Raw genomic sequence first — 20,985 nt, 5'->3', positions numbered from 1 at the left:
TTAGTCCCCTTTATCCGGATTGAGTGGCAATTTGGTTAGGTTTTTCGGGCGAACAAGCCAGAAATTTCGGATTTCTACACGGAAATTTTTGAGTAATTCTTGTGCCATTTCACTTTCCGTCTCGGCAACGTACTCTTTTAATAATCGTTTGAGGTAATGGCGTGCTTCGTCTCCATCATCCGTATCGATGCGTAACGCATCGATCAATTCACGGTTGACATTTTCAACAAAGCTGTGGTCTTGATCGTATACAAATGCAAAACCGCCCGTCATACCTGCACCGAAGTTGATCCCTGTTTTACCGAGGATCACAACGACACCGCCGGTCATGTATTCACACGCATTATCTCCGGTCCCCTCGACGACAGCCATAGCCCCTGAGTTACGAACAGCAAAACGTTCACCAACCGATCCGGCGATAAAGAGTTTACCGCCCGTTGCGCCGTAAAGACAGGTATTCCCTCCTGCACTAAACGCTTCACCCTGATTTTGAGAACGAATGACGATTTTACCGCCATGCATCCCTTTTCCGATATAGTCGTTCGCAACACCTTCTAAACGGATAGAGACACCATTGATCAAGAATGCACCAAGGGCTTGTCCTGCAATCCCTTTGAGATTGATTTTGATCGTGTTGTCTTTTAGCCCTGCATCTCCGTAATAATGTGCGATCTCACCGCTGATACGGGCACCGAAACTACGATTGAGATTACAGATATCGCGAACAATTTTTACTGGACGATCCGGTGTTTTGATCGCATCCATCGCTTCTGCAAGCACCTCTTGTTCGAACTCATTCAAATCAAACGGTTGATTCGAAGCGGCTTGAACGGTATTGACACCCTCTTCACGGTGCAATACGGAGCTAAAATCGAATTTTTGTGCAAATTCATTATCCACAACTTTAAGCAGATCACTTCGTCCGATCATCTCTTCCATTGTTTTGTACCCGAGCTGCGCCATGATTTTACGAACATCTTCAGCCAAGTACGTGAAATAGTTGATCAACTGCTCGACCGTTCCGGTGAAATATTCACTTCGGAGTTTCTCATTTTGCGTAGCAATACCGACCGAACATTTATTGACGTGACAAATACGGAGCATTTTACATCCGATAAGGGTCAATGCACCTGTTCCGAATGCGTAACTTTCCGCACCGAGCAATGCCGCTTTCACGATATCCGTTCCGGTTTTCAATCCGCCGTCTGTTTGAACGTGTACCAAACCGCGTAGGTTGTTGACTTTAAGTGCATTGTGCGCTTCAGAAAGCCCAAGTTCCCATGGATTCCCAGCGAATTTGATCGATGTGAGCGGAGCCGCACCGGTTCCGCCGTCTCCGCCGGAGATGATGATTTTATCGGCGTATGCTTTGGCAACACCCGCTGCGATGGTTCCGACACCGGCAGAAGAAACCAATTTTACTGCAACAGTAGCATTCGGATTCACTTGTTTCATATCAAAAATCAGCTGCGCCAAATCTTCGATCGAATAAATATCATGGTGCGGCGGAGGTGAAATCAATGTCACACCCGGCATTGTGTAGCGAAGACGAGCGATCAATCCGCTTACTTTATGCCCCGGAAGCTGTCCGCCCTCACCCGGTTTTGCCCCTTGTGCTACTTTGATCTGAATCTCTTCAGCAGAACGCAAATACGCCGGAGTTACTCCGAAACGTCCTGATGCGACTTGTTTGATTTTTGAGTTTTTGAGTGTTCCGAAACGAGCCGAATCTTCACCACCCTCACCCGAGTTGCTTTGTGCACCGATCGTATTCATTGCAACCGCAAGACACTCATGTGCTTCCGGAGAGATTGATCCAAGAGACATAGCTGCCGATGCGAAACGTTTGAAAATAGCCTCTTTCGGTTCAACTTCGTTGATATCGATCGGTGAACGATCCGATTTAAACTCAAAGAAATCTCGAATGAATTTTTGACCACGGCCGTTTACCAATGCACTCAATTTATCGAAATCTTCACGTTTTCCGGTTTTTGAAACTCGGTGAATCGCATGAATCACATCCGGATTAAAATCGTGGTGTTCTTGTCCGTTGTAAAATTTGTAAAAACCACCGATTTTGAGTGGGAAAATTTTATTGAATCCGCCAACTTGAAATGCCTCTTTGTGGTTACGATCGAGTCGTGCATCAATATCTTCATAATTAAGGCCAGGAATCATCGCATGCGATTCTCCAAAACACTCATGAACGATTTCACGACTCAAACCGATAACATCAAACAATCCTGAGTTGCGATACGATGCGATCGTCGCAATACCCATTTTAGACATAATTTTGAGTAATCCCGCATTCAACGCATGGTGTACCGATTTGAATGCTTCCGAACAACTGATTTCATTGACGCTGCTCTCAGCACGTGCCGCTACGGTAGCGAAAAGAAGTGTCGGATATACCGCACTCGCACCGTACGCGATCAAGATTGCCGCACCGTGTGAATCGATCACCTCAGAAGTACACGCAACGATCGATGCCAAATGACGCACTTTCGCATCCAATAATGCACGGCTGATACGTCCAACTGCCATTGCCATAGGAATCGCTTTGTGTTCTTTGTCAAATCCGCTGTCGTTCAAAATGACGATGCGAACACCCTCTTCACGAACCGCTTTTACAACCTCTTCTACCAATGCTTCAAGCGCAGATTTCAATGAACCTTTGTAGGCGGTTGAAAACTCTTGATTGCTATAGAACGATTGATAACGCGGAGATTTTTTGTCCCCAAACGATTTGAGCACTTCGAGTTTTTCACGGACGATAATCGGTGAGATTGCTTTTAAGCGATTCGCATGTGAAGGGATCTCATTGAGAATGTTATGCGTTTCACCGAAACCGGTGTTCAAACTCATGACCACTTTTTCACGAATCGGGTCAATCGGAGGATTGGTCACTTGCGCAAAGCGTTGTTTGAAGTAATCCGAAAAGTGGCGTTGAACACTACTAAATGCAGCTAGAGGAGTATCATCACCCATCGATCCAACCGCTTCTTTTCCATCACGCATCATCGGTTCAATCACTTGTTCAACAACCTCTTGAGTGATATTGAAATAGCGTTGGCGCTCAACCAAATTCGAAGCATCATAATCAAAACGGCCAGTATATTGATCTTCAACATGTTCTTGAAGATAGATCATATGATCATTGAGCCATTTCATGTACGGATTAGACGATTTTAGATAATGATTGATATCTTCGTCTTTGAGTACTTTACCAAATTTCAAATCCAACCCAATCATTTGACCCGATTGCAAACGTCCGCGTTCTTTGATTTGATCTTCCGAAATATCGATTACCCCATACTCACTCGCGATTAAGAGGGTATCATCATTCGTGATGATGTATTTTGAGGGACGAAGACCGTTACGGTCAAGCACACACCCGATATAACGTCCATCGGTGAGTGAAAACGCTGCAGGACCGTCCCATGCTTCAAAAACCGTTGAATGATACTCATAAAATGCTCTGAGCTGCGGATCCATATGCGGAGCATTCTGCCATGGTGCAGGGATAACGGCGCGCGCTGCTTTGAAGAAATCGATTCCGTTAATGATCAAAAATTCAAAAAAGTTATCGGCACTGGCACTGTCTGAACCGCCCGGTTGAAGGATCGGTAAAAGGCGTGCGATCTCTTCATCGGTGAAGACTTCACTTTTGATCGATTCGGATTTAACGGCAACGTTAAAACGGTTTGCTTCAACCGAGTTGATCTCACCGTTATGGGCAACCGCACGGAACGGTTGGGCCAAACGCCATTTCGGAAGGGTATTGGTAGAAAAACGTTGGTGGAAAAGGGCAAATGAGATTTTAAACGTTTCGTCTTGTAAATCGGTATAGAACTCTTTGATATGCGTAGGCATAATGAGCCCTTTGTACGACACGACACGTGCTGACATAGAAGCGATATAGAAATCTTGATCCGCTACCAATGCATGTTCGATCTCTTTTCGGCTAAGATAGAGCAATGCATCAAAACGCTGTGTTGCCATCAACGAATTTGGGGTAATGAAAATATGATAGATTTCCGGCAATGTGGCAAGTGCTTGTTCACCTAATGCATTCGTATCGACAGGAACTTTACGGTTCAAAACAACTTTTAAATCGTTGTCGTTACAAATCTTTTCAAAACGCTCAAGTTGTTTGCTCTCACGCGTAAAAACAACGGCAACCGCATACATCTCAGGCAATTCGATACCTGCATTTTGTGCAACTGAGCGCATAAACTCATGCGGCAAAGAGAGAAGCAAACCGCTTCCGTCTCCGGTTTTCCCATCAGCAGCGACAGCACCGCGGTGCATCATACGCTCTAACGCGGTAATAGCATTTTCCAAGTTCTCATGCGAAGGACGGTTTTTGATATTGGCAATCAAACCGAATCCGCAGTTATCTTTAAATGATCGTAATAGGTCTTGGTATTCCACTCTAATCGTCACCTTTCACCAGAAAATTTCGGCAAATTTCTATTTTTTAATCTCTTTTTAAACATAAGTAGTCTAAAGGAAGATGAAATTTTCTTATTTTACTGTTTGTCAGGTTAAAAAAGGTTAAAATAACGATGAATAATAAGTAAATTAATTTAAAACGTGTAAAGTAGAATCAAATATGCAGGGCTTCATCATCAAACTAACCCGTGTTCGTGAAGAAGATATGATTGTCACTATCATAGCTGAGGAAAGCTTACAGACCCTTTATCGATTTTATGGCGCACGGCACAGTCCTATCAATATGGGTTTCAAAATCGACTTTGAAACCGAAACATCACTCAAGTCATCTATCCCAAGAATGAAGGATGTCATCCATCTCGGGTTTAATTGGATGGGTCAATTCGAACGGCTTCGGCTCTGGCAGCAGTTCATCACCCTCTTCCACCCTCATCTCAAAGATTCCGAATCCATCGGCAATTTTTATTTTTCCCTTTTAAACGATGCTTCCATCCGCTGGAAAGACCAAAATCCAAAACGGGTTGCCATCGAATCGTATGTAAAACTTTTAGACTATGAGGGGCGACTCCATCGAGAACTTCACTGCTTTTTCTGCGATCTTCCGATTGAAGAAGATATCTCCCTTATCCGCGCATTTCTGCCGGCGCATCAAAACTGCTCTCATACCCTCTCGATCAATCCTAAAGGACTCGAATGGCTCTATAAGCATTCATCAACACTTTTTTTAGACGATAAAGAGGTTGAACGGTTATGGTATATTCTTAACGAAGGGCTTTAGTGAGGGGTATAAAATTTCACCCCTTCTTCATAATGCTCGACTAAAACAGAGGGCGTTTTGACAAAATCGGCATGCCCGAAAAAAAGAAGAGATTGGCGATCTTTTGCCAGACGGCTTAACCGCTCAACCGCTCTTAAAACCGTCGGTTCATCAAAATAGATGAGCATATTGCGGGAAAAAATCGCATCAAACGAACCCAATGCAAAAAGTGCATCATCGAAGATATTGAGTGTATGAAAGCTCACCAGATTTTTTATCTCATCCGAAATTTTAAACATTTCCCCCTCTTTTGCAAAATATTTGACCTGCAAATGAGGTGATGTTTTATGAAGTGAGCGTGCGCTGTATAAACCCTTATTCGCCAACGCTACAACATCACTGTTGATATCCAAAGAGACCACTTCAATCCGATCGGGAGAAACGTCCCGATCCAACAATGCCATCACAATGGAATACGGTTCTTCCCCTGTTGATCCGGGAGCGCACAAAATACGAACCGCTTTTTGCGAAAGAACGATTTTCTCAACAAGATAAAAAATCTGACGCGATTCTCGGAAAAAATAGGTTTCATTGACGGTAAGCATATTGATCAAAGCTTCTAAAATCTTTTGGTTGTTAACCATTGCATGAGAGAGTTCTTCAAAAGAGTACAGAGAGTGGTTTCGGCAAAAATTGATCAATTTCGATGCAGTAATCGACTCTTTTTGGTTAAAATGGATACCGGTAATGGCAGTAAAGCGCTCCAGAACCATACGCGGGTTTTGGAAGTTTTCTACTTTTTTTTCGATCACTCTCTCAACAACAGATTTTTTTTTAGGTTTGAACCAACTAAACATCAGAACCACCGTATCTTTTGATCAAATCGACAATTTCATCGATCGAGGCAACGGTACCGCTGGGAACCAGCTCTTTTGCTCGACGCGGCATACCATACACGATTGAGCTTTCCTCACTCTCAAAAAGACAGTCTCCCCCCGATTTACAAAGGGCCAACGAACCGATTGCTCCATCGTCTCCTATTCCGGTTAAAATAACCCCAAGCCGTTTTAGCGAAGAGGGGAGCTCAGCAGCAGATGCAAACAGTACGTCGATTTGAGGGTTATACGAGTACCCGCTTTCTCCAACCGGCTCTATCCAAATCTCTTTGTTTTTGACAACCATACGTGTTGTGAGGGAACAAACATAAATTGTCCCCTTTTTAAGCATTACGCTATCTTCTACGGCCGATATCGGCAAAGAGACCATTGATTGAAGCTGGTGAATAAAACTCGGTATGAACGAGGCACTCATATGCTGAGCAATAATGATCGTCCCCTCAAACCGGTTATCCAAAGCTGAAAGTATCGAATAAATACGGCCGGGACCTCCGGTTGATGCCCCGATAAGAATCAATGATGCGATATTCATGCCGTATTTTAGCCTAAATAAAGATGCAATCCAATCAATCATCACAAGAGATTTTAGGTACGTTTTTTGCTTTGGAAAAACAAATTTAATAAAACGAGTTGATATGCGTATTAATAAAGCGAGTGAAGCAGTTTTGGCAAAATATGCCGCTCCCGAAAAAAAGCTTGAGATCGAGTCTCTGTATAAAACTCAGGTAGGCAACAAAAAAGGCTCGTCACTGAAAGATTTTTATGAAGAGGTGCAATCAAAAGGTCATCATCAGATCGAACAGATTTACAACGGCAAAAATGCAACTGAAATCGAACTCATGATGATGAAAAAACGTAAATTGATTGAAAGAAATCAACAAAAGCACTAAATCTCGTAATAGTGCGGTTGATACGCTTGATCGAGTTCGGAAAGTTTCATTCCGAACAATCCCCGCATTTTTTCTTCAATATCGCCCCAAAAATATTCCAAGATCAAACTTGAACCCAAGTTCCCCTCTATTTTATAAAACGGTCCTTCCAGAGCTTCTATAATCTCTATAACTTCAATTTCATGGCTGGGACGCGAGAGTTTGTACCCTCCTGAAGCTCCCCGTATACTGCTTACCAAATTATTTCGGCGTAAGATCGATAAAAGCTGTTCCAGATAACCATGAGATATCTGTGTCATCGCAGAAATTTCTCTCACCTGCATGGCCCGCGCATAGGGAGCATGAGACAAAACATGCATTGCAGCAAGACCATAAATTGCTTTAGATGAGAGTGCGGCCATTACTCAAATCCTTTCGGATAAATTTTTTTGGCGATATAATAAATTTTACACGCGACACAAAATCCGAAAAAAAGCTCCAGTGCGGCACAAAAAAGGAATATTCCTGCAACCAATGCTACCAAAGTATCCGCATGAAACCATGATGCTACCAAAAGAATAATGGTAAAAGCGACTCCAAAGAATGCTGCAAGACGTTTTGCTCCGGCATCTTCCATTTTGATCGGCAATGAAAACTTTTTCTGTATCAGCAACGAGAGTCTATTGATCGGACTGAATTGTTTGTATCCATACAAACGCAAGATAAAATCAATAATCAATGCGATCAATATAATCGTATTATGAAGCGCTAAAAATGCCATTAAAGCGAGTATCACAAATAACGTATTGATTCGTGTTACAGTCGCATCGATCTGACGAAAAATTAAAGGACATTGTTGTGCCATAATTTACTCCTATATTTTTCGTCATTGTATTGCAGAAGATTTTAATTGTCAAGTAACCATATCAATTTACTATGGATTATTATTCCATCTTTATCCCTTATCGATGAGATATAGAACAATTTCAAATAATATAACTCCCTATCTTAATCAACTTTTTTTCATCTGCGTATAATCTTTTTGAGCTACAATCACATCAATAATTATTATAGAGGACTTCCAACGTTATGAAAAAAATCTTGCTTTCTCTTTTGATGTGTCTTACACTCAATGCCGATGATATCTATGAAGGAGATCTGAGTGCTCAAGAAGCTCACGAAATGCAAAAAAAAGGTACAGCGATCATTGTCGATGTTCGGACAACGCTTGAATACATTTATACGGGACACGGGGAGGGATTTATCAATATTCCTGCGTACGAGTGGACCTATATCCCAAAATCGATCGAAGAGCGGGTAAAAAGTTCGGAATTTGAACTCAAAACCGATAAAGCCAAAGATCATAAAGATATTCAAAAACTCTATGATGCCAAAGAAGTATTCAATAAAAATTTTATTGCAGATGTTATGAGCGCCATGAAAATACGTCGTGTTGATTCTGTCATCCTGGTTTGTCGAAGCGGACCTCGATCAAAAGCGGCGGCAAATCTTTTGGCAAAAGAAGGGATTAAAGCCTACAATCTTGATAATGGTTTTATGTTCGGATGGAAAGAGGCCAAATTACCGTATGACGGTTTTTAACAAATAAATTGACCTATTGTTTTCCGATTTTGGATTAAATGTACTATAATTTTCAGGTACACTTTAATCCATACCGTTACAAGGCTTAATCTATGGCTCTACGGAATCTATACACCTTCATCACCCTTTTCTCCTCTATCGTATTTATCAATGGTTGTGCTCCGGCATATTCTCCTCCTGCACAAACGTATCAAATGCCCCCATTGCATACCGCAGCAGTCCAAAATGATATTCCTACAATCGAGCGCCTTTTAAAAGAAGGGGTTGATATCAATCAAAAAGGTCTTGTTCAAAACAACGTTCTGCACTCTACGGTTATGCATGCTAAGCCTGAAACGGTCAAATATCTGCTTGATCACGGGGCGAATCCAAATGCACAAAATCAATCCAACACAACGCCATTGGCTTACGCTGTGTGGGGAGAGAGTGAAGATAATGCACGTTTGCTGCTTGCAACAGGGGCTAATATCAATGCTGTAGATGTAGCAGGATGGACACCGATACATTATTGGGCGATGTATAACAAAAAATCGATCCGTGTCGCAAAATTTCTCCTTGAATACGGTGCGGATGCCAATCGTAAAGACGGAAGCGGTCGAACACCTTTGATGCTCGCTCAACAGTTCAATAATCCGAACGCCAGCGAATTTGGCAACTATTTAGCGACGTTTACTCCGCCTAAGATTACTCCGCGACTTGAAACACAACCACTTAAACCGGCCGTTGCAACCGCTGCAGCGCCCAAAAATAATGACCTTCAAGTACTTATCCAAAAAAAAGATTTCACAGCGCTCAAAGAGTTCCTCAATCAACATCCCGAGCAGTTCGAAACCATTAGCGAACCTACTATTAAACTCTTAATGACGGGAGATCATAATCTGCGCGTTTATGATATTAAAACCTACATTACAAAAAAAATGAATGAGACGTTGATTATCGCAAAAGTGAACAGTTCAGGGGCAGTATTTAAAAACTTTTCTATGGAAGAGATAGAACAACTACAAAAATTGGGGTTCAGTGACAATATCATCGCAAGTATGATTTCTGTAACATCTGAAATCAAAAAATCAAAATTAGCATCTGCCGCACCAAAACCGGTATCTGCACCGCAGGTCTATCAACAAACTCCGATACAGCAGCAACCGCTTCCATCTCAACCCAGTTTAGGGGAAACGGTCGGTAATGAGCTCATGAAAGAGGGAGCCAGACAACTCATCCATCAATTCTTGCCGTTTTGAGGAGGCCTAAGTTAGCGACGAATAACGTCGCTCTCTTTGACCCACAAATCCTGATCCGCTCTTTGCCAAACCCGATTAACAAAATATCCGGTAATTTTCACCCATCCATTAGCCGTTGTTCCCGAGGTAAAAGATCGGCGTGCTTCCCACGTATCGACGGCCCGACCATTGGGTGCATTGTAGACAGAGGCATCGGTCGCCATACGATAGGCGGAAGGTCCTGATTTTTTTGGAGGCTCAGAAGCGATAGCAACAGCGGGAGCTTTTGAAGGTGCTACACTCTTTTGGGCTTTTTCCACAACAGCTGGAGCACTCAATTTTGTCTCTTTCGGCGGGGTCAGTTTTTGAGGTTGTGCTAATTTTTGGCTTAAAGCTTTGTTGAGCTGTTCTGTCGGAGAGCTCTGTTTTGCCACCGCTTTTTCTTGAACACCCGGACGATCTTTATAGACCACTTTTTCAACAACCCTTTCCTGAATAACCGGTCGATCTTTATAGACGATTTTTTCAACCATTTTCTCTTGCGGTACCGGACGATCTTTGTAAACGATTTTTTCGACAATTTTCTCTTTGACAACGGTTTTAACGCCAGGAGTATTTTTGAGATTGGCAATCGTCGTTTGCGCTGCGGAGAGTTCGCGTTGCAATGCCGCTATTTTTTCTGTCGGTTCAACCAATTTGGTAACAATTTTCTCCTGTACGGCAGGCGTTTTGGCATTGTTTTGCAATTGTAAAATGGCTGCATTCGCTTTAGCCAACTCGTTTTGGAGGGCTTTGATCTTATTGCTTTGGTCCGTATTGACATTCGCTACAGGGACAGGAGTTGATGGAGTATTTTGAAGGGGTTTGGAACGAAGTTTTTCGACCTCTGCTTTTGCCGATGCCAAAGAAGCGCGCAGTGCTACGACCTCTTTATCGGTTTTCCCCATCGACCTCTCTAGCTGCTCTGCGTCCATTTTTGCTTTGACCAACGCATTTTTGAGACTTTCTCGCTCAATTTTTCCTACTTTGATCGCATTAGCCTCTTTGCCGAGTTTTTCGTTCAATGCCGACGCATCACGCAGCTGTTGATCTTTGAGGGTCAAAGAGCGTTCCAAGCTTTGAACCACGCCCCTCTTTTGAGAGAGTTCACGTTCGATGTCGGTATTTAGTTTTTTTAACGATTGAAGTTCACTGCCGGTTTGTTTAATCTGATTTTCGAGTGCGGCGATTCGCGTCTGGTACCCTTTTATTTTTGCGGCACTCTCTGAAGCGCTCATACTATTATTTTGCGCTTGTCGGCACTCTTCGTATTTTTGCCGTAAATTGGCAACTTCGTTAATCACATTTTGAGGATTAGCATCCGCGCCGTAGAGATATATCGCACTGAATGCGCTGAGCAAAACCGCTTTTTTCACCGAGATCCTTTTTTGGTTAGCTTCACACCCATTTCTAAGTGATGGGTATAAGGGAATTGATCAAATGCCGCCATGGCATCGATCGTATGGGTTTTACTCAGTATTTCCAAATCCCGCAGCAGCGTTTCGGGATTACAGGAGATATAGAGCAAGTGATCAAACCGCGAGGCAAACACACATGGCTCTTCTCCCAATCCCGCACGCGGAGGATCGACAAAGAGGGTTTTAAGACGGTAGTCGCTCACTTTTAGACCCTCAAGACGACGAAACTCGCGCACACCGTCAAGTGCTTGAGTAAATTCCTCTGCCGAGAGGCGGACAAACTCGATATTCTCAACATTGTTGAGCGCCATATTTTGTTTCGCCGCATGGATAGAGGCTTTGGAGATTTCCGTCGCCAATACGGCATCGAATTTCGATGCAAACGGGATCGTAAAATTCCCTGCTCCGCAATAGAGTTCGAGCAAATCTCCGCCGATATTATCAAGTTGCGCGAGAGACCACTCGATCATCTGTTCATTCACTCTCGGATTGGGCTGGGTAAAGCTGTTTTCAATGTGGATGTAGCGATACTCTCTGCCTTGAATACGGAGCGTTTCTGTCACATAGTCCTGAGAGAGAATGAGTTTTTGCTTTCGGCTCCGTCCGATCACATATACGCCGAGCCGTTTTTCGAGTTCGCGGGCTTTCGTCTGCCACTCCTCATCCAGCGGTTTGTGATAGAGCATACTGAGCGTCATTTCCCCATTGCCTGAGGCTAAAAAATCGACACCAAAGAGTTTATGAGCAATCCCAAGATCACTGATTTCAATGAGAAGTTTCTCCATCACCGATGCGATGAGCGGTGAGACTATCGAGCAACGCTCAATCTTCAATGCCCCCTGCCGATCGAGGCGGCTCATCGCATAGAAAATACCTCCATCGTCATGATAGATTTTAAATTCTGCACGGGAGCGATACCGCTCACTCGGTGACGTACACACAGCAATCTCGCCCGCATAGAGGGGAGAAAACATCTCTTTGACAACAGAAACTTTATGGCTTAGTTGTCCTTCATAACCGCTCTCGTAATGACGGCAACTGCCGCATACTCCAAAATATTCACACTGCATTTAACACCCTACTTGACACTGGCAATCAGATTGCCGATCAGCAGATTCCAGCCGTCAACCATGACAAAGACAAGTATCTTGAACGGCATCGAGATCATAACAGGAGGAAGCATCATCATCCCCATCGACATCAAAATCGAGGCAACAACCATATCGATGACCAAAAATGGCAAGAAAAGCAAAAATCCGATCTCAAACGCTGTTTTGAGCTCACTGATCATAAATGCTGGGATTACGATCGTAAGTGGAACCTCTTTGATCGATTGAGGATTTTGCATGTGGCGAATCCTTAAAAAGAGGGCCAAATCTTTTTCACGGGTGTTTCGGACCATAAAACTTTTGAACGGTTCGGTTGTTTTTTCAAACGCTTCGTCGTACGTAATGCGCTCTTCACTGTAAGGTTTTATCCCTTCATCATACGCTTTGGTAGCGACAGGTTCCATAACAAATACGGTCAAAATCAGCGCCAACATCACAAGCAGCTGCGTCGGAGGAACTTGCTGTGTCCCCAATGCCTGACGCAAAAATCCAAACACGATAACAAAACGGGTAAACGTAGTCATCACCAATACGAGACTCGGTGCTAAGAAGAGAATGGTAAGAACAAGCAATACATTAAGAGAGCTGACAACCTCTGCCGGAGATTCGGGGGCAGTGAGATTAAAATTCATTGCCGGTACTTGCGGATCAGCACCCCATAGCGCAAATGGGATAAAAAGCAATAAGAAGATAAAACGACCCAAATCGACACTCCCGAAATTAAAGAAGTGATAATACCATAGACTAAGGGTGGTTCTCGTTAAAATCTGATAAAATATCGCGAATAACTACTAGGAGCCATCATGTCCAACTCACTCTCTATCGTCATTTTAGCCGCCGGCAAAGGGTCTCGGATGAAATCGCCGAAAGCTAAAGTACTGCATGAGATTTGCGGACGTGAGATGCTCTACTACTCGATCAAAGCTGCACGCGAGATCACCGATGATGTCATTGTCGTTGTAGCCCACCAAAAAGATGCCGTTATCGCTGCTATGGAAAAACATTTTGACAATCTTACGTTTGTCACCCAAGATGCCGAGAATTTCCCCGGAACGGGAGGAGCGATGATGGGAGTTTATCCTAAATACGATGATGTCCTCGTCCTTAACGGCGATATGCCGCTCATTCAGCGCTCGTCTATTGAAAAATTCCTCGCCAATCCTGCCGACATCGTCATGTCCGTTATCCCTCTCGATAACCCATCGGGCTATGGACGTGTCGTTATCGAAAATGACCGCGTACAACGGATCGTTGAAGAGAAAGATGCAAGTGAGAGCGAAAAAGCGATTAACACGGTAAATGCCGGTGTCTATGCATTCAAACACCACGTATTGCAGACCTATATTCCGAAATTGTCGAATGCCAATGCACAAGGTGAATACTACCTGACCGATGTGATTGAAATGGCACGCAATGACGCTCTTTCCATTTCACCGCTCTATGTCGAAGAGGTCGAGTTCAAGGGAGTCAATTCCAAAAACGATCTCACCAATGCCGAAATGATTATGATGGATCGCCTACGCCGATCCTGGATGGATGCAGGAATGATCATGCAGTTGCCTGAGACCATCTATCTCGAAGAGGGGGTAAAATTTGAAGGAGAATGTATCGTTGAAAACGGCGTCCGTTTGTGCGGTAACACCCTCATCTCCCATTCGCATATCAAAGCACACAGTGTTATCGAAGATAGTACCGTTAAAAATTCCGATGTCGGACCGCTGGCGCATCTAAGACCGCTCAGTGTTCTCGAAGATACCCATGTCGGAAATTTTGTCGAAGTGAAAAAATCACACCTTACAGGAGTGAAGGCGGGACATTTGAGCTATCTGGGTGACGCGACCATCGCGGAGGGAACAAATATCGGTGCGGGTACCATTACTTGTAACTACGACGGTGTAAAAAAATACCAAACCATCATCGGTAAAAACGTTTTCGTCGGAAGCGATACTCAACTCGTCGCTCCGGTTGAAATTGCTGACAATGTGATGATTGCTGCGGGGACGACGGTAACAGCCGGGAAATATGAGAGTGACATCCTCATCCTCAGCCGAACCCCTATCCGTAAAGTAGCGGGATTTTTCACCAAATTTTTCGGCAAAGGGAAATAATGACCGTCCCTTCGAATCTTTTAGAGGGGAAAAAAATCCTCCTCGGCGTAACTGGGTCGATTGCTGCGTACAAATCACTTGAACTGCTCCGTCTTTTTATCAAAGCGGGAGCCGAAGTACGGGTAGTTATGACCCCTGCCGCCAAAAAATTTGTCCAGCCGCTTAGCTTTGAAGCGCTCAGTCGCAACCGTGTGCTGGACGATACCAATGAATCGTGGGCAGATGATTTCAACCATATCAAAATTGCGCAATGGGCCGATTTGTTCGTTATCGCTCCCGTCACTGCCAACACGATCGCCAAACTTGCCAATGGTATTGCCGATACGATGCTGACCCAATGTGCACTCGCGTACAGCGGTGTAAAAATCATTGCCCCCTCCGCTAATACCAACATGATCCAAAATCCAATCATTCAAGCCGCACAAAAAATGCTCGCCATCGCCAACTACGAGATCGTCGCAACCCAAACCAAAGAGTTGGCTTGCCAGGTCACAGGTGATGGTGCAATGGCAGAACCTCAGGAGATTTTCTGGGAAAGCGCCCGACAGCTTCTTAAAAACGATTTTTGGCAGGATCGCCGTGTCATTGTCACCGGAGGCGGAACCGTCGAAAAACTCGACGATGTCCGTACCATCTCCAATCGATCCAGCGGTAAAATGGCTTCTGCCCTTGCTACTGCTCTCTTTTTGCGAGGCGCAGATGTCAATCTTATCGCTACACGATTTGAATCCAATCTTCCCTCCTCTATTCATACGATTGACGTAGAAAGTTCAGCGGAAATGAACGACTACCTCACCGATTCGATCCGTATTGCCAAAAAAGGGAAACTCTCAAAACCTTCTCTCATCCATGATGCACCGATAGCGTTGATCCAAAAAGAGCCGTTTTTGTTTATGGCGGCTGCCGTGAGCGATTACATTCCGACCCATCCTCAAGATGGAAAACTCAAAAAAGAACTTCTTGGTGAATCGTGGACGATCACCATGAAACAAAACAGCGATCTGATTGCTTCTTGTAATAAAGAGGGGATAAAAACGGTAGCGTTTAAAGCCGAAACCGATTCGAGCGTTGCGACCGATAATGCAAAAAAATTGCTGATCAATAAAGGGGTCAACGCAGTGTGTCTCAATATTATTGATAATTCCAATCCATTCGGCAGTGAGACAAACCGTATCGATTTTATCACCGCCGATACAACCGTTGTATTGGCAAAATCGGATAAGTTGACCATCTCATTGAAACTTTTAGACGAAGCAGCATCTTTATGAGCAATAAACCTCACCACATTGCGATTGTTATGGACGGCAACGGCCGCTGGGCAGAGGCTCAGGGAAAAAATCGCACTTTCGGACATGAAAAAGGGGCGGAAACGGTACGTGCTATCACAACCTACTGTGCCGGACACAAAGAGATTGAGCGGTTGACCCTGTATGCTTTCAGTACCGAGAATTGGAAACGCCCAAAAATCGAAGTTGAATTTCTGATGAAACTGCTTGAGCGGTATCTTAAAAATGAAAAAACAACCTACTTAAATGGAAATATCCGTTTTGAACCGATCGGAGATCTATCGATTTTTTCCAAATCGCTTCGTAAAGTGATTGATGACGTTCAAAATGCAACGCAATCGTGTAATGGATTGACCCAATGCCTCGCCCTCAACTATGGGGGACGCGATGAGATCGTCCGAGCTGCGAACGCTTTGCATGAACGCGCACAAACCATCACCGTCGACTCATTGCAAGCAATACTCGATTGTCCCCATGACGTCGATTTGCTCATCCGCACGGGAGGGGATCAACGCCTTTCGAACTTTTTGCTCTGGCAGGCAGCCTATGCAGAGCTTTTCTTTACCAAAACACTTTGGCCCGAATTTAATGCCGATGAACTCGAATCGATTATCAAAAAATTTAAAACCGTTGAAAGACGCTTCGGAGGATTGAACTAATGGAATTGCTATTTGTATTTATCTTTGGAGCACTGATCGGTTCTTTTTTAAACGTCGTCATTATACGTATTCCGCGCGATGAGAGTATCGCATTCCCTGCATCCCATTGTATGCACTGCAATACACCGCTCAAAGTATGGCATAACGTACCGGTTATATCGTGGCTCATGCTTCGCGGCAAATGTGCCTTTTGCGGTGAAAAAATTTCATTGCAATACCCGATGATAGAGCTTTTCAGTGCCCTCATCTTTCTTTTCAGTGCAATGAAGTTCGGATTCACACTCCAGGCATTCGGTATTGCCCTCACGTTTGATCTTCTCCTTGCCCTCTCTGCGATCGATTACCGATACAAAATGGTGCCGGATAGTCTCAATCTGGGTGCTCTGAGCGTTGCCGTCTTCAGCGTCACCTCTTTTGCCCAGTTGGGATACAACATCACCAATGCGCTACTTTTTGCAGGCGGATTTTCACTGCTGCGTTTTTACGTCTCCTACATTATCAAAAAAGAGGCAATGGGTGAAGCCGATATCATGATTGCTGCGACAATGGGAGCATTGCTCGGGATCAAACTCGGCCTTGTTGCGATCTTTTTTGGTGCGGTATTGGCACTTCCGGCATTGGTCTTGACCCGTGATGAGAGTGATGAGTCCAAAGAACTCCCTTTTATCCCGTTTCTGGCGATGGGGTGTTGGATTGTTTTGATGTTTGATAGTTACGTAAACAACTATTTGGTGGGGATATATGGATAAATTACGCCATTACATATTATCCCATCTGTCGATTCTGTTTTTTTCGATCTTTCTCCCCCTTTTTGCGATTGCATCGGTCATTTTTCTGATCAAACTCGCTACCTATACAGCGGTCATACAGCTCACCCTTTTAGAGATGGTGAAGCTCTATTTGTTTGTTATCCCTGAACTGCTATTCTATACCCTTCCCATCGCTTTTGTCGTTGCGGGTGCTTTAACATTGTATCGTCTCTCCAATGACAACGAGATGGTCGTTGTCTTCTCTTTGGGGATCTCTCCGTCTTTTGTGGCACGGGTTTTAGGTGTTCCGGCTCTTTTGCTGACGATTCTATTGTTGGTCGATTTTATCGTCGTTACCCCCTACATCAAAATCATCTCTGCCAATTTTCTTGACAAAAAAAAGTCAGAAGCCAAATTCAACCTCACCGCATCCGAGTTCGGTCACCATTTTGGAGACTGGATGCTCTTTGTAAACAAAAGCGACCAAAATGCCCATGTATTTTCGGATGTCGTCCTCTTTAACAAAGCGATGAAAGATGAAATTCTGATCAAATCGGATCAGGCTGAACTGATTAACGAAGGTGGAATTTTAAAACTCAAACTCGACAACGGCGAGAGTTACAGCTACAACAACGAGCTTCTAAAAACGATGATTTTCAAAACAGCCTATATCAATGACAAAATGTCCACCGACCCGATGATTTATCGCAGCATCATCGATTATTGGAGCAATAACGAGCTGCGGGAACGGAAAAATCAACGGCTCATCACCAATACCCTCCTCAGCCTTTTTCCCCTTATCTCGATCTTTTTGGTCATTGCGTTAGGGGTGGTTCATGCCCGTCATCAAAAACGGTGGATTTATCTGTGGCTCTTCCTCTCGGTCGTAGCTTTTTATGCAGCATCAATCGTTACTCAGCGATGGTTCGCATTCCATACGATTTGGGTTGTTGCCCTCCTGTGGAGCATCATGGGATACATTTTTTATAGACGTTTGGTAGGAAACCGTTTTTGAGTCGTATCAAAATCACTCTGAGTTACAACGGCTCGGCCTTTATGGGTTCCCAACAACAACCCAATACCGATAATACCGTGATGGGGCATCTTATCACCGTCCTCCATCGCCTCAAAATCACCGCGACCCCAAAAGCTTCCGGTCGTACCGATCGAGGGGTTCATGCCACCCATCAGATCATCCATGTGGATGTTCCCGAGTTTTGGACTGACGTGCAACGGCTCAAAGAGATGCTCAACGTTCAACTCCCTTCTGCGATGCGGATACAGCGGATCGAATTTGTGGATAACGATTTTCATGCCAGATACAGTGCCAAACGCCGTGTGTATCGCTATATTATCAAAGAAGATGAGATCAATCCGTTTGAGGACAACTTCGTCACGTTTGTCCCCCATCTCAACCGTGAAGCGATTGCCGATGCGATCGGATGTTTTGTCGGTACTCATAATTTTGAACTCTTCAAAAAAAGCGGAAACGATTTGGAACACCATACCCGTATCATCTACCGTGCCTATACCTACTCACACAAAGGCTACTTTATCCTCGTATTCGAAGGAAACGGCTTTTTGCGTTCTCAAATCCGCCTGATGGTCGGGTTCTTACTTCGTATTTCTGCGGGAAAAGCAACCAAAGAGCAACTGATTGAGCAGATCAACTGTGTCAAACGGCACTCGACCGATATTGCTTCACACAACGGACTTTACCTCACGCATATCAAGTATTAGTCAAATAGGCTCAACTTATTTGATAATTCTTGCATTATTTAAACGTTTTTGTTACAATCCTCACTTCAAAACTTAATACCAATACACTAAAGGATAGTCACATGGCAAAACATCAGTTCCAGACTGAAGTCTCACAAATCTTGCACCTTATGATCCACTCTTTGTACTCTAACAAAGAGATTTTCGTCCGCGAGCTCGTTTCAAACAGCTCTGACGCACTTGATAAACTCAATATGCTTGTCCTCACCGACGAGAAATACAAAGGGATCAATTTCGCTCCGCGTATCGATATCACCATCGATAAAGAGGCAAAAACTCTCACTATCAGTGATACCGGTATCGGGATGAACGAAACCGATCTTGTCGAAAACCTCGGAACCATCGCAAAATCAGGAACAAAAGCGTTCTTGGAGCAACTCAGCGGCGATCAGAAAAAAGATTCCAAACTTATCGGTCAATTCGGAGTAGGATTCTATGCATCGTTCATGGTTGCCGATAAAGTCGAAGTGATCAGCCGCAAAGCGGGTGAAGAGAATGCCTACAAATGGTCATCAATGGCAGGAAGCGAGTATGAGATCGAAGCCGCAGAGCGCGATAGCCACGGTACCTCGATCATCATGCACCTCAAAGACGATGAGAGTGAGTTCTTGGAAACCTACCGCATCGAAAACATCATCAAAAAATACTCCAACCATATCCCTTTCCCGATCTTCATGGACAAAGAGGAGTGGGTAGCACCGGCCGAGGGCGAAGAAAAAGGTCATAACGAAACTGTTAACAAACAGATCAACAAAGCCAACGCCCTCTGGACAATCAGCAAAAACGAAATCAGCGAAGAGGAGTACAAAGATTTCTATTCGAGCATCGCGCATGACTCCTCAGAGCCGCTTGTCTGGATGCATAACAAAGCGGAAGGTTCGCTCGAGTACACCACCCTCTTCTATGTACCATCCAAAGCACCGATGGACTTGTACCGCGTCGATTATCAAAGCGGTATCAAACTCTACATCAACCGCGTATTCATCACCGACGATGAAAAAGAGTTGATGCCAACCTATCTACGTTTCTTGCGCGGAGTGATCGATTCTGCCGACCTTCCGCTCAATGTGAGCCGTGAGATCTTGCAAAGCAACAAAGTGATGGCGAAAATCAAAAACGCTTCAGTCAAAAAAGTGTTAGGTGAACTCGCTAAATTGGCAGAGAACGATGCTGAGAAATACGACGCATTCTACAAAGAGTTCGGTAACGTCCTCAAAGAAGGGCTTTACAGCGACATGGGCAACCGTGAACGTATCCTAGAGCTTCTCAAACTCAACACCCTCAACGCTAGTGAGCCGGTGATGTTCAGCGAGTTTGTCAAAGGTGTGGACGAAGAGAAAAAAGAGATCTACTACATCACGGCGAAGATGTCTCTCTCTATGCTCAAAAACTCCCCTGCCCTAGAGCGCTTCAAAGCCAAAGGGATCGATGTATTGGTGCTCAACGAAGAGATCGATACGATCGTATTCCCGATGGTAACCGAGTACAACGAGTATAAATTCGTGAATGTAACGGATGCGAAACTCGAAGAGTCTGAAGAGGAGAAAAAAGAGCACGAACAAAAAGCCAAAGAGATGGATTCATTTGTCGGACAACTCCAAAATGCTTTGGGTGAAAATGTCTCGAAAGTCGAAACAACCTTTGATCTCACCGAGTCTGCCGTGTGTCTGAAAATCGACAAAGAAGACCAAGGGTACATGATGGCGCAGATGATGAAACAGTTCGGACAAATGGGCGGGGATTTCCCAGCTCCCAAACCGATCCTCCAAATCAACCCGAACCATGAGTTGATCAAAAAGCTCAGTGATAGCGCAGATATGAACCTCATCGACGATGCGGCGCATGTTCTCCTCGATCAAGCGAAACTCTATGAAGGTGAAACGCTTGCCGATACCGCAGGATTTATTGCACGTTTAAATCGCATTATGGCGAAAGCGCTGTAAATTCTTCTTTTCCCACGAAAGTGGGAATCCAATTATAGTTTTGTTCCTCAATTCAACTCTACTTTTAAACTTTTACTACTATAATATCAAGTATATATC

The 20,985-nt window shown here is 44.1% G+C and carries 19 protein-coding genes; 11 read left to right on the top strand and 8 right to left on the bottom strand.

What is annotated here, in order from left to right; genetic code table 11:
• Window positions 1-4,434, bottom strand: coding sequence for a glutamate synthase large subunit (gene gltB, locus CJD30_RS03270; protein ID WP_294916270.1), 4,434 nt, complete (start codon window positions 4,432-4,434; stop codon window positions 1-3).
• 181 nt (window positions 4,435-4,615) lie between these two features.
• Between gltB and recO the strand changes: the two genes are divergently transcribed.
• Complete coding sequence (gene recO / locus CJD30_RS03265) at window positions 4,616-5,233, top strand: recombination protein RecO (protein ID WP_294916268.1); 618 nt, start codon at window positions 4,616-4,618, stop codon at window positions 5,231-5,233.
• Here the strand turns inward: recO and CJD30_RS03260 are convergent.
• Window positions 5,230-6,069: a CheR family methyltransferase gene (locus CJD30_RS03260; protein ID WP_294916266.1), complete on the bottom strand. Its 840-nt coding sequence runs from the start codon at window positions 6,067-6,069 to the stop codon at window positions 5,230-5,232. The genes recO and CJD30_RS03260 overlap by 4 nt on opposite strands.
• Entirely contained in the window at window positions 6,062-6,682 is a 621-nt protein-coding gene (locus CJD30_RS03255; protein WP_294916264.1) for a CheB methylesterase domain-containing protein, read from the bottom strand. Before CJD30_RS03255 ends, CJD30_RS03260 begins: the two co-directional genes overlap by 8 nt.
• Window positions 6,683-6,743: 61 nt before the next feature.
• Between CJD30_RS03255 and CJD30_RS03250 the strand changes: the two genes are divergently transcribed.
• Window positions 6,744-6,998, top strand: a complete 255-nt coding sequence (locus tag CJD30_RS03250) for a hypothetical protein (RefSeq protein ID WP_294916262.1) — start codon at window positions 6,744-6,746, stop codon at window positions 6,996-6,998.
• Here CJD30_RS03250 and CJD30_RS03245 read toward each other — a convergent pair.
• Together CJD30_RS03245 and CJD30_RS03240 are read right to left on the bottom strand one after the other, a co-directional pair.
• Window positions 6,995-7,399, bottom strand: coding sequence for an Rrf2 family transcriptional regulator (locus CJD30_RS03245; protein WP_294916260.1), 405 nt, complete (start codon window positions 7,397-7,399; stop codon window positions 6,995-6,997). The two genes, CJD30_RS03250 and CJD30_RS03245, sit on opposite strands and share 4 nt — an antisense overlap.
• Window positions 7,399-7,842, bottom strand: coding sequence for a DUF4395 domain-containing protein (locus CJD30_RS03240; protein ID WP_294916258.1), 444 nt, complete (start codon window positions 7,840-7,842; stop codon window positions 7,399-7,401). The genes CJD30_RS03245 and CJD30_RS03240 overlap by 1 nt, the downstream gene beginning before the upstream one ends.
• Before the next feature lie 224 nt (window positions 7,843-8,066).
• On the opposite strand from CJD30_RS03240, the gene CJD30_RS03235 reads away from it, so the two are divergent.
• Both CJD30_RS03235 and CJD30_RS03230 read left to right on the top strand, forming a co-directional pair.
• Window positions 8,067-8,579, top strand: a complete 513-nt coding sequence (locus tag CJD30_RS03235; RefSeq protein ID WP_294916256.1) for a rhodanese-like domain-containing protein — start codon at window positions 8,067-8,069, stop codon at window positions 8,577-8,579.
• Window positions 8,580-8,671: 92 nt separating this feature from the next.
• Window positions 8,672-9,817, top strand: coding sequence for an ankyrin repeat domain-containing protein (locus CJD30_RS03230; RefSeq protein WP_294916254.1), 1,146 nt, complete (start codon window positions 8,672-8,674; stop codon window positions 9,815-9,817).
• Between the two features lie 11 nt (window positions 9,818-9,828).
• Here CJD30_RS03230 and CJD30_RS03225 read toward each other — a convergent pair whose 3' ends face one another.
• Genes CJD30_RS03225 through fliP form a run of 3 tightly spaced genes read right to left on the bottom strand, consistent with a single transcriptional unit; the run spans window position 9,829 to window position 13,066 of the window.
• Entirely contained in the window at window positions 9,829-11,211 is a 1,383-nt protein-coding gene (locus CJD30_RS03225) for a hypothetical protein (protein ID WP_294916252.1), read from the bottom strand.
• Window positions 11,208-12,323, bottom strand: coding sequence for a tRNA (uridine(54)-C5)-methyltransferase TrmA (gene trmA / locus CJD30_RS03220; RefSeq protein ID WP_294916251.1), 1,116 nt, complete (start codon window positions 12,321-12,323; stop codon window positions 11,208-11,210). Before trmA ends, CJD30_RS03225 begins: the two co-directional genes overlap by 4 nt.
• An 8-nt stretch (window positions 12,324-12,331) precedes the next feature.
• A complete protein-coding gene (gene fliP / locus CJD30_RS03215; RefSeq protein WP_294916249.1) occupies window positions 12,332-13,066 on the bottom strand; it encodes a flagellar type III secretion system pore protein FliP in 735 nt (244 codons plus the stop codon).
• A 99-nt stretch (window positions 13,067-13,165) separates the two neighbouring features.
• On the opposite strand from fliP, the gene glmU reads away from it, so the two are divergent.
• The 7 genes from glmU to htpG all read left to right on the top strand — a co-directional run bounded on the left by glmU (window position 13,166) and on the right by htpG (window position 20,886).
• A complete protein-coding gene (gene glmU, locus CJD30_RS03210; RefSeq protein ID WP_294916247.1) occupies window positions 13,166-14,470 on the top strand; it encodes a bifunctional UDP-N-acetylglucosamine diphosphorylase/glucosamine-1-phosphate N-acetyltransferase GlmU in 1,305 nt (434 codons plus the stop codon).
• On the top strand, window positions 14,470-15,738 hold the full coding sequence (coaBC, locus tag CJD30_RS03205; RefSeq protein ID WP_294916245.1) for a bifunctional phosphopantothenoylcysteine decarboxylase/phosphopantothenate--cysteine ligase CoaBC: 1,269 nt from the start codon (window positions 14,470-14,472) through the stop codon (window positions 15,736-15,738). The genes glmU and coaBC overlap by 1 nt, the downstream gene beginning before the upstream one ends.
• A complete protein-coding gene (locus tag CJD30_RS03200; protein ID WP_294916243.1) occupies window positions 15,735-16,415 on the top strand; it encodes a di-trans,poly-cis-decaprenylcistransferase in 681 nt (226 codons plus the stop codon). Before coaBC ends, CJD30_RS03200 begins: the two co-directional genes overlap by 4 nt.
• Window positions 16,415-17,164 carry an A24 family peptidase gene (locus tag CJD30_RS03195; RefSeq protein ID WP_294916241.1) on the top strand — a complete coding sequence of 250 codons (750 nt, stop codon included), beginning with the start codon at window positions 16,415-16,417 and terminating at the stop codon, window positions 17,162-17,164. Before CJD30_RS03200 ends, CJD30_RS03195 begins: the two co-directional genes overlap by 1 nt.
• Window positions 17,157-18,179 (top strand): LptF/LptG family permease, encoded by a 1,023-nt coding sequence (locus CJD30_RS03190; protein WP_294916239.1) that lies wholly within the window; start codon window positions 17,157-17,159, stop codon window positions 18,177-18,179. Before CJD30_RS03195 ends, CJD30_RS03190 begins: the two co-directional genes overlap by 8 nt.
• The gene (truA, locus tag CJD30_RS03185) at window positions 18,176-18,904 is read left to right on the top strand and encodes a tRNA pseudouridine(38-40) synthase TruA (protein WP_294916237.1); all 729 of its coding nucleotides are present in this window, start codon (window positions 18,176-18,178) and stop codon (window positions 18,902-18,904) included. The genes CJD30_RS03190 and truA overlap by 4 nt, the downstream gene beginning before the upstream one ends.
• 101 nt (window positions 18,905-19,005) lie before the next feature.
• Window positions 19,006-20,886: a molecular chaperone HtpG gene (htpG, locus tag CJD30_RS03180; protein WP_294916235.1), complete on the top strand. Its 1,881-nt coding sequence runs from the start codon at window positions 19,006-19,008 to the stop codon at window positions 20,884-20,886.
• The last annotated feature ends 99 nt before the right edge of the window (window positions 20,887-20,985 follow it).

It is taken from the genome of Sulfuricurvum sp. PD_MW2, from assembly GCF_002633015.1.
Classification (GTDB): Bacteria; Campylobacterota; Campylobacteria; order Campylobacterales; family Sulfurimonadaceae; genus Sulfuricurvum.
This window is presented reverse-complemented; position numbering and strand designations above follow the sequence as displayed.

What these genes read in the sequence shown, in the direction of transcription:
- recO (WP_294916268.1), top strand. Translation starts at nt 4,616, where the DNA reads ATGCAGGGCTTCATCATCAAACTAACCCGTGTTCGTGAAGAAGATATG.
- CJD30_RS03260 (WP_294916266.1), bottom strand. Translation starts at nt 6,069, where the DNA reads ATGTTTAGTTGGTTCAAACCTAAAAAAAAATCTGTTGTTGAGAGAGTG.
- CJD30_RS03255 (WP_294916264.1), bottom strand. Translation starts at nt 6,682, where the DNA reads ATGATTGATTGGATTGCATCTTTATTTAGGCTAAAATACGGCATGAAT.
- CJD30_RS03250 (WP_294916262.1), top strand. Translation starts at nt 6,744, where the DNA reads ATGCGTATTAATAAAGCGAGTGAAGCAGTTTTGGCAAAATATGCCGCT.
- CJD30_RS03245 (WP_294916260.1), bottom strand. Translation starts at nt 7,399, where the DNA reads ATGGCCGCACTCTCATCTAAAGCAATTTATGGTCTTGCTGCAATGCAT.
- CJD30_RS03240 (WP_294916258.1), bottom strand. Translation starts at nt 7,842, where the DNA reads ATGGCACAACAATGTCCTTTAATTTTTCGTCAGATCGATGCGACTGTA.
- CJD30_RS03235 (WP_294916256.1), top strand. Translation starts at nt 8,067, where the DNA reads ATGAAAAAAATCTTGCTTTCTCTTTTGATGTGTCTTACACTCAATGCC.
- CJD30_RS03230 (WP_294916254.1), top strand. Translation starts at nt 8,672, where the DNA reads ATGGCTCTACGGAATCTATACACCTTCATCACCCTTTTCTCCTCTATC.
- trmA (WP_294916251.1), bottom strand. Translation starts at nt 12,323, where the DNA reads ATGCAGTGTGAATATTTTGGAGTATGCGGCAGTTGCCGTCATTACGAG.
- glmU (WP_294916247.1), top strand. Translation starts at nt 13,166, where the DNA reads ATGTCCAACTCACTCTCTATCGTCATTTTAGCCGCCGGCAAAGGGTCT.
- coaBC (WP_294916245.1), top strand. Translation starts at nt 14,470, where the DNA reads ATGACCGTCCCTTCGAATCTTTTAGAGGGGAAAAAAATCCTCCTCGGC.
- CJD30_RS03200 (WP_294916243.1), top strand. Translation starts at nt 15,735, where the DNA reads ATGAGCAATAAACCTCACCACATTGCGATTGTTATGGACGGCAACGGC.
- CJD30_RS03195 (WP_294916241.1), top strand. Translation starts at nt 16,415, where the DNA reads ATGGAATTGCTATTTGTATTTATCTTTGGAGCACTGATCGGTTCTTTT.
- CJD30_RS03190 (WP_294916239.1), top strand. Translation starts at nt 17,157, where the DNA reads ATGGATAAATTACGCCATTACATATTATCCCATCTGTCGATTCTGTTT.
- htpG (WP_294916235.1), top strand. Translation starts at nt 19,006, where the DNA reads ATGGCAAAACATCAGTTCCAGACTGAAGTCTCACAAATCTTGCACCTT.